The organism is Flavicella sp. (genome assembly GCF_029238425.1).
Classification (GTDB): domain Bacteria; phylum Bacteroidota; class Bacteroidia; order Flavobacteriales; family Flavobacteriaceae; genus Flavicella.
Genome location: NZ_JAQWGB010000214.1, coordinates 1 through 9,327 on the forward strand (window position 1 = coordinate 1; position 9,327 = coordinate 9,327).

General features: G+C 33.0%; 6 protein-coding genes and 1 pseudogene. All 7 read left to right on the forward strand.

Going from position 1 to position 9,327, the window contains the following annotated elements; genetic code table 11:
* A partial coding sequence (locus tag P8H68_RS14495) for a VWA domain-containing protein (RefSeq protein ID WP_300326789.1) occupies positions 1–1,399 on the forward strand: 1,399 nt, incomplete at its 5' end.
* A 23-nt stretch (positions 1,400–1,422) separates the two neighbouring features.
* Complete coding sequence (locus P8H68_RS14500; protein ID WP_300326791.1) at positions 1,423–2,121, forward strand: SIMPL domain-containing protein; 699 nt, start codon at positions 1,423–1,425, stop codon at positions 2,119–2,121.
* Between the two features lie 204 nt (positions 2,122–2,325).
* A complete protein-coding gene (locus P8H68_RS14505) occupies positions 2,326–3,510 on the forward strand; it encodes a beta-agarase (RefSeq protein WP_300326794.1) in 1,185 nt (394 codons plus the stop codon).
* 250 nt (positions 3,511–3,760) lie between these two features.
* The gene (locus P8H68_RS14510) at positions 3,761–4,318 is read left to right on the forward strand and encodes an RNA polymerase sigma-70 factor (protein ID WP_300326803.1); all 558 of its coding nucleotides are present in this window, start codon (positions 3,761–3,763) and stop codon (positions 4,316–4,318) included.
* A 65-nt stretch (positions 4,319–4,383) separates the two neighbouring features.
* Positions 4,384–5,523 (forward strand): FecR domain-containing protein, encoded by a 1,140-nt coding sequence (locus P8H68_RS14515; RefSeq protein ID WP_300326797.1) that lies wholly within the window; start codon positions 4,384–4,386, stop codon positions 5,521–5,523.
* 196 nt (positions 5,524–5,719) lie between these two features.
* Positions 5,720–9,058 carry a TonB-dependent receptor gene (locus tag P8H68_RS14520; RefSeq protein WP_300326800.1) on the forward strand — a complete coding sequence of 1,113 codons (3,339 nt, stop codon included), beginning with the start codon at positions 5,720–5,722 and terminating at the stop codon, positions 9,056–9,058.
* Positions 9,059–9,097: 39 nt separating this feature from the next.
* Positions 9,098–9,327, forward strand: a pseudogene (locus P8H68_RS14525) (hypothetical protein); the annotation flags it as partial.

A 9,327-nucleotide genomic window follows, 5' to 3' on the forward strand; every position in this document is an offset into this window, starting at 1 on the left:
TGAAAGTTATGCCTCTGTGGAGGAAAACGGTTTTAAGAATCCGTTAAAAGCACCTTTGTCAACATTTTCTATAGATGTAGATGCTGCATCGTATAGCAACGTTAGAAGATTTATAAACAATGGAACCCTGCCACCTGCAGATGCAGTTAGAGTTGAAGAAATGATCAATTATTTTTATTATGCTTATACACAACCAAAGACAAAGGATCCCTTTTCAATAAATTATGAATTGTCAAGCTGTCCTTGGAATTCTGAAAATCAATTATTACATATCGGGTTGCAAGGAAAACAGTTGAATACAAAAGATGCACCAGCGAGTAACTTGGTTTTTTTAATTGATGTTTCTGGTTCTATGTCGAGTTCAAATAAATTACCTCTCTTAAAAAAAGCTTATGCTTTGTTGGTAGAACAATTAAGAGAAACAGATAAAGTGGCAATTGTGGTGTATGCTGGAAGTTCAGGTGTGGTTTTGCCATCGACAACAGGAGATAAGAAAAAAGAAATTTTAAAAGCACTTGAGAAATTAAATTCTGGTGGTAGTACTGCTGGAGCGGAAGGTTTAGAGTTGGCTTATAAAATTGCAGAAGAAAATTTTATTGAAGGAGGAAATAATAGAATTGTAATGGCTACCGATGGAGATTTTAATGTAGGTCAGTCAAGTGATAAGGAATTAGAAAACCTCATTATAAAAAATAGAGATAAAGGAATATTTATTTCTGTGACTGGCTTTGGAATGGGAAATTATAAGGATAGTAAAATGGAAATTATTGCCGACAAAGGGAATGGGAATTATAGTTATATAGATAATATTTTAGAAGCTAAAAAAGTGTTTGTCAATGAATTTGGAGGAACCCTATTTACCATTGCTAAAGATGTAAAAATTCAAATCGAATTCAACCCTAATTTGGTAAAAAGGTATCGATTGGTTGGATATGAAAACAGATTGTTAAACGATGAGGATTTTCAAAATGATAAGAAGGATGCGGGTGAACTAGGAGCAGGGCATACTGTAACCGCTTTATATGAAATAGTACCTGTTTCTACCTCCAAAAAATACGATACAGATTTAAAATATCAAACCATAGAACCTGCCTCTAAAACAAAGTTTGCTTCGGAATTAGCGACTGTAAAATTTAGATATAAGAAACCTGAAGGAAATAAGAGCACATTGATAGAAATTCCCATAGAAAATAAGCCAATAAGTTTTGGTAAAACATCAGATAGTTTTCAGTTTTCTAGTGCTGTGGCTGGATTTGGTATGTTGTTAAAAAACTCAGATTATTCAGAGAATATGACATTTAAAGAGATTGAAAAAATTGCAAAGAAATCAAAAGGAATGGATGAGAATGGATACCGAGCAGAGTTTATCAGGTTGGTAGAAATGGCATCTTTATTATAATCAAAAATTAAAATTAGAACATCATGAAAAAATTAGGAATTATTATTATGCTATTTGGTATTTGTATTGCAAATGCACAAACAAAAAATTTTATAGATCAATCCTATATTGATACAACTGCTAAGGTGGATACCCTTGTGGTACCAGATAGGGTATATGTTACGATTATTTTACAAGAGGAAGATTCTAAAGGAAAAATTTCTTTGGAAAGTTTAGAAAAAAAAATGCAAAAGGTGCTAAAAAATGCAAAGGTAAATTTAGCACAGGATTTAGAAGTAAGAGATATGTCAAGTAATTTTAAAAAATATTTTTTAAAAGAAAAGGACATTCATAAAAGTAAATCTTATGCGTTGTTATTATACGATGCTAAAACCGCTCAGCAAGTTTTAACCGAATTGGAGCAGGTAGGAATTTCAAATGTGTTTTTAGAGAAAACGGAATATTCTAAAATTGATTCGTTGGAATTGAATTTAAAAAGCCTAGCCATAACAAAAGCTAAAACTCAAGCAGAGCATCTGACAAAACCTCTTGGACAAGAAATAGGTAAAGCATTGTATATAATGGATAGGAATCAACATCACAATAATTACAGAAATAATAATTTAGATGAAGTTGTAGTCATTGGATATGGATCTCAAAAAAATGAAACAAGTTCAGTAGCATTTGAATTTGAAAAGATACGCATCGAAACAACAGTCACAGTAAAATTTGAATTGAAATAAAAACGATAAAATAAGAGCTTATAAAATGCAGATTTAGTGTTTGATTTAATTGATAAAAACTTGATTATTGTGTTTTTTTTCTAGGTTTTACTGAGGTTATTATCTGTTTAGTGTCGCTGGGTTTTAGTTCAGTTTATATACAGTCTTAAAAAATTGAACCCTCTTTATAATACTTTATATTTGTTTGAATTCAAATATATAATAATGAAACAAATGAAATTTGTAGGAGTTTTAATGGCGGGAATCTTAGTTTCTTGTAGTTCAGGAAATTTAAAAGAGGAAGGAAAAAAAACTTCTCAGGCACCAGTTTTAAAAGAAGCTAATACCATTAAAGCGGAGTTGCCAGCAGCGATTAAAAATGAGGAGGAATGGCAATTGCAAAAATCAGTGTCTGATGAGTTTAATTATTCTTTTAAAGCAGAGAATAACAAGGCTTATTTCGGAGAAGGTAAAAAATGGGTAAATTTTTATCATAGCAATTGGGATGGTCCAGGAACTACCTATTGGAAGTACAATCATGTTGAAGTTGAAGGTGGTGATCTCGTTATTAAATCCTCAAGATGGAAACAGTCTGAGGAGTTAAATCCGATTTCTAGGAAGCCGAATAAAATGAATAAACCTTTGGGAGGAATTAATGCAGGTTGTATTTCATCTGTAGATAAAGTTGTATATCCAGTTTTTATAGAATCTAAATCAATGGTTGCAAATATTGTACTTGCTTCTGATGTGTGGTTGTTAAGTCCAGATGCTACCCAAGAAATTGACATTATGGAATGTTATGGAGGGAAAGAACCTGGAAATTCTTATTTCGCAAAATCAATTCATGTAAGTCACCATTCTTTTATAAGAAAGCCATTTACAGATTATCAACCTAGAGATAAAGGAGCTTGGTACCAAAGAGAAGGTGTTACAGGATGGGGAGAATATTGTTGGAATAACGGAGAAAGAAGAGATGTTAGAACCGGGGTATATTGGAAAAGTCCAGTGCACTTTGAACATTATATTGATGGTGAATTGATTAGAGTATTGCATGACAAAGCCGTTGCGACAAAAATAAAAGGTGTTTGGGAATACGGGTATCCAACCATGACTGATGGTAAATTGGATGTTGCGTATGGTAAACAAAAAATTACAATTACCAATACAACTACGGAGTATTCTTTCGCTGAATTGGAAAAAGCAAATGAAATTTCTGAGGTAAGTATAATTGATCCCTATGAATATCAAAATGGAAATGGGTACACAAAACCTTTGAATATTATCATCAATTTAGAATCTCAAGACTGGCATGTAAAAGCAGATAGAACCCCAACGGATGAAGATTTAAAAAATCCGGATAAAAATCAAATGAAGGTAGATTGGATTCGCGTATACAAGCCGAAACAATAAAGAAACCCAAAATATAATTAGTCAAAATCCTCAATGCACATGTTGGGGATTTTGTGCTTAAAAATTGCACTAATTGATGAAGTAATTGAGGTCTAAAAAGATAGTTTATGCAAATAGTTGCACTGATTATTTTTAATAGACAGTACGGTTTTCTCAATTTTTAGTAATTAAAACTTGTATATTTCGTGTGCATTTTGAATAAAGTTGCTAACCACTAACTATATTTATTCTGAAAACCGACCAAACCAATATTGAAACACAATCCTTTGTTTATCAGTTAAATAAAGGTACCGAAAAAGCGTACGAGAAATTATTTCTTTTGTACTATGATAAGCTGTTGCATATAGCCAAGGGCTATATTGGTACGAAGGAGGATGCGGAAGGTGTTGTGCAAAATATTTTCTTAAAACTTTGGGATAAGAAAACAGATTTTACTTCTATTTCTAATGTGAATAATTATTTATTTACAATGACAAAAAATGCATGTTTGGATATGATCAAACATAGAAAAGTTAAGAATTCTTTTGCTCAAGAGTATTTAGCAACCAACATAGACTTACAACAACAATTTATTGCAGATGAAGAGACCAGTGCCTTTCTTGAAAAGGAATTGGAACAACGTATTACTAAAGCAATAGAGTTGCTTCCTAAAAAAAGAAAAGTAGTTTTTCTAAAAAGTAGGTTTGAAGGTATGAAGCATTCGGAAATTGCAGAATCATTGGGTATTTCACAAAGAACAGTTGAAAATCACATCTCTAATTCATTGCAGCATATGCGCTTGCAACTGAAGGAGTTTTTATCCCTATAAAAAAAACTTAAATATTTTTTAGGTGTATTCAGATTTTGAGTCGTCTATATAGTACAACAAGTATTATGGACAGATCAAAAATCTTAAAATACATTCGCGGTAATGCCTCTCAGACAGAAGTTCAGGAAGTTGAATTTTGGGTGAATTTAAAAGCAGATAACTTACTAGAATTTAACAGAATCAAAGCTCAAGCTATGGTTTCCTCTTTTGATGAAAATGGGGATAACAAAGCGTCTTTATTGGCTTTGAAAAAAGTAAAATCAAAAATCAAAAAGAAACAAAGACTAGTGCTACTTGAGACGCTCAAGTATGCAGCCATGTTGATCTTTGTATTGACAACTTCTTATTTTTTATACCATCAAGTATTCTCTAGCCAATCGGAAGAATTTATTCCTACAGACGATGCTATTGTTTTGACGCTTGAGAACGGAGAACAGAAAATAATTAAAGAAGAAAAAACAATAGAGCTTTTGAATGCCGATGGACTTTCTGTAGGAACACAGAAGAAAAATCAATTACACTACCATAAAAACTCAAATACTGAGGAATTGGTGTATAATACCTTAAGTGTTCCCTATGGTAAAAAGTTTGATGTGGTACTATCTGATAACACACATGTATTTTTAAACTCGGGTTCTACTTTAAAGTACCCAGTCAATTTTATTCAAAATAAAAATAGAGAAGTGTTTTTAGAAGGAGAAGCTTTTTTTGATGTGGCTAAAGACAAAAAACATCCCTTTGTTGTAAACGCTAATAAAATTAATATTAGAGTATTAGGAACCCAATTCAATGTTTCTTCATATCCTGAAGATTTGCAAACGAAGACTGTTTTAGTAGAAGGTTCCGTTGGCTTGTATCAAGGAAAATATTTCGATAAAAATACGGCAAGTTTATTAAAACCAGGACAATTAGGATCTTTTGATAGAACCACCGAAACCCTACTTACAGAAAATGTAGATACCGCTATTTATACTTCATGGAGAGAAGGGAATGTTCTTTTCAAACATGAGCCATTTAAAAACATTCTAAAAAAATTAGAAAGACAATATGATGTGGTGATTGTGAATCAAAACAAAGAAATCGCAGAAGTATCCTTTACTGCAAGTTTTCATAATGAAAGTCTAGATTATATTTTAGAAACCTTCCATGAAAACTTTGGAGTTAACTATACATATCAAAACGATATAATAACCATAACACCTTAAACCCGATCACGAATGAAATAAAAACTACGAAAACTTAAACCGCTTAATTACACCAAAAAAAAACCGGAAAATGCTGCAACATTTCCCGATTTAGGTGTGATTAGATTATCTAACCAACTAATGAACAACAAAAGTAATGAAAAAACTAGTTATTCTAAGGGAATCATTTTGCGTTCCCTTACCAAACAATTTAAAAATGAAGTTTGCAACTCTATTTTTTATTGTTTCTATGTTCCAAACCAATGCGAATTCTTACAGTAATGAAGATGTAAAAATTACCTTGAGCTTGCAAAACGTAAAGCTTGAAAAGGTCTTTCATCGTATAGAAACAATCACGGATTATAAATTTGTCTATAAAGACAAAGAGATTGAATACAACAAACAAGTAAGTATTAAAGCTGACAAACAACCATTGACAGTAGTGCTTGATCAGTTGTTTTCTAAAACCGGTATTAAATACAATATGTCAGAAAAGCATATTGTACTCAAGGCACATCCAAAAGAGAATGAAATATTAATTTCTGAAGAAGATCAGCAATCTGTTGAAGTAACGGGAGTTGTGTTGGACAAGAATGGAGATCCATTGCCGGGTACCAATGTAATTGAAAAAGGAACGACCAATGGAGTTACCTCTGATTTTGATGGTAATTTTTCTATCAAGGTTTCTGATAAAAATGCCATTATTGAAGTGTCTTTTATTGGATTTGATACAAAGGATTACCCTTTAAACGGACAAACTTCTATCAAAGTAGTGCTAGAGGAAAACATGTCCGAATTAGATGAGGTAGTTGTAGTCGGATACGGAGCACAAAAAAAACAAACCGTAGTAGGTTCTGTAACAACAGCCAAAGGAACGGATTTAGTTAGAGCAGGTAACGTTGGTTCGGTTTCCGAAACCTTAACGGGTTTGATGCCAGGGGTAAGTACCATGCAAGCTGCAGGACAACCTGGATCAACTGGAGCGGATATTTTAATACGTGGACAATCTACTTGGACAAATAATACCCCCTTGTATTTGGTAGATGGGGTAGAAAGAGATTTTAATGATTTGGATCCAAACGAGATTGAATCTATTTCTATTTTAAAAGATGCTTCAGCGGCTGCCGTATTTGGTGTAAAGGGAGCAAATGGAGTTGTTTTAGTAACAACCAAAAGAGGAAAAGAAGGGGAAACAAAAGTGAATTTTTCATCCAGTTGGGGAATTAAAGAACCTACCATGGATACAAATTATTATATGGATTATGCTACAACGTTAGAGCATTACAATGAAGCAGCAATGAATGATGGTTTGTACAGAAGTATCTATCCTCAAAGTGAGATTGATATGTGGAGAGATCCTAATCGAGACAAAAGATTTTATTCTTATACCACTTGGGTAGATGAATTGCTAACCACAGGAACCACATCTCAATACAATTTAAATATATCTGGTGGTAATAATTTTGTGAAGTACTTCGCGTCATTAGGGTATCAATATGATGGAGATATTTTTAAAATTGAAGAACAAGATCAGTTTGACCCTAGAACCTATCAGAAAAAGTATAACTGGAGAACAAACCTAGATTTTAACTTTAGTAAATCAACAGTATTTAAAGTTGGTTTAGCAGGTAATTTTAAAAACTGGAATGGAAATGTAATTACTCAAGGAACTAATAATGGTATAGCCAGTGGAGGTGGAGATAGTTTTACACGTATTTGGCAAACACCTTTAATCGGTACGGCTCCAATTATTGAGGGAGATTTATTGGGTACAGAGCAAGGTGCTGTTGTGAACCCAAACTTCTATAGAATGGAAAAAGAAGGACAATGGAGAAGACGTACAAATACGATGTATACAGACTTTGCATTGGAACAAGATATAACACCTCAGGTTAAAGCAAGCGCAAAAGTGTCTTACAATTACAGTCAAGCGTATAGCAGCAATACTAGAAAAAACCTTTTGTATTTCTATCCAAATGCTGATAAAACAGGTTTTGAACAAGAAGGAGATCCAGATGCTGTGCAAGAACCCCTTAGAGTTAGTCCAGAAAACATCTCCGGATCTAGTAGTAGTTTGTATTACGAATTAAGATTGAATTACAACCAAACATTTGATGCGCACAGGGTAGGTGCAATGGGGTTATTCAATAGACGAAAAGCTCAAAGTGGTGTTAATTTTCCACGTTACGAAGAGAGCTGGGTAGGAAGAGTTACTTATGGTTACGACGATAAATATTTATTTGAAACTAATGGTGCTTATAATGGTAATGAAAATTGGGCTCCAGGATTAAGATTTGGATTTTTTCCTTCAATGGCAGCAGGTTGGGTAATTTCTAAAGAAAACTTTTTTGAAGAAAATTTAGGGTTTATTAATTATCTAAAATTCCGATATTCTTATGGTAAAGTAGGTGAGGATAAAGGAATTGGAAATGATCGATTCTTATACCAATCTACGTATACGTCAGAGTCAGCAGGGAATGCAAGTTTGTATTATGGAGATCCTTTGAGTAATCAAGGACCAATTTATAGAGAAGGTCCTCCTGCAGTTCCAGAAAATACTTGGGAAACAGCCATCAAACAAGATTTAGGAGTTGAGTTTGCAACTGTAAATAACAAATTAAGAGGGTCTGTGGAATTTTTTGATGAAAAAAGAGAAGGTATTATTATGCCTCGTAGAACAACGGCTCCATGGTATGGAAATCAAGCACCAAAAGCTAATATCGGAAAAACTAAAAATCATGGTATTGATATGGAACTAAAATGGAACTCCAATATTGGTGATGATTTTAGATATTCTATTAGTGGAAATGTTTCTATAAGTGAAAGTAGAGTAGTTGAAAGAGACGATCCTATTGCTACAGCAGAACATCAAAAAGATGCAGGGAAACCAATTGGTTGGCAAAGTGGTCATATTCATGATGGCTTGTATCAATCCTGGGATGATGTTTACAATAGTACACAATCTTCTTATGCAGCTAATTTGATTCCAGGGTCATTGAATTTTGTTGACTATAATGGAGATGGAATTATTGATCAATTTGATCAAGTTCCTATCAATAACCCTCGTTTTGCAACAAAAACCTTTGCATTTAATATAGGTGTTTCTTACAAAAATATTTCCGTAAATGCTTTATTTAATGGTATGTGGGATATTTCAAAATATTTAGCAGATACCTATTTATTTGAATATTCTTCAGCAGGTACAACAAGTTTTCAATTGTTGAATAATGAACAATTGGATGCTTGGTCTCCTTCAAACCCAAATGGGGTACATCCTGCATTGCATACCGCAACGAATACACATGATAGGCAGGCTAGTACCTATATGAATAGGTCCAGTACGTTTTTAAGATTTAGAACTTTAGAGGTTAAATACAAGTTTAGCAAAGCTGTGATGAAAAAAATAGGAGTTCTAGATTCGTTTGAAATTTATATGAACGGTAACAACCTATATACCTGGTCTGCTCTTCCTGATGAATTTGATCCGGAGCAACGCCAGCTTACCGTATACCCTATTACCAAAAGATACAATTTTGGATTAAGAATGTCATTTTAAATAGAAGTTCTTATGAAAACAAATAAAAATATAAAGAGTATGAAAAAATATTATAAACAACTATTGTTTTTTTTAGTTGCATTAAGTGTTGTTTCCTGTGAAGATTATTTAGATGTTAGTCCAGAATTAGGGATTTCTAAAGAACAAGTTTTTACAGATTATTATTCCACTTTAGGGGCAGTAGATAGAGCCAATCGTTTGATACAGAATTATGTATATGCTGATACCGATTGGGCGAGTGAATTAGGGGTTATGTCTGATGAATGTCA

Coding starts and splice junctions, on each gene's coding strand:
- P8H68_RS14500 (WP_300326791.1), top strand. CDS start 1,423: ATGAAAAAATTAGGAATTATTATTATGCTATTTGGTATTTGTATTGCA.
- P8H68_RS14505 (WP_300326794.1), top strand. CDS start 2,326: ATGAAACAAATGAAATTTGTAGGAGTTTTAATGGCGGGAATCTTAGTT.
- P8H68_RS14515 (WP_300326797.1), top strand. CDS start 4,384: ATGGACAGATCAAAAATCTTAAAATACATTCGCGGTAATGCCTCTCAG.
- P8H68_RS14520 (WP_300326800.1), top strand. CDS start 5,720: ATGAAGTTTGCAACTCTATTTTTTATTGTTTCTATGTTCCAAACCAAT.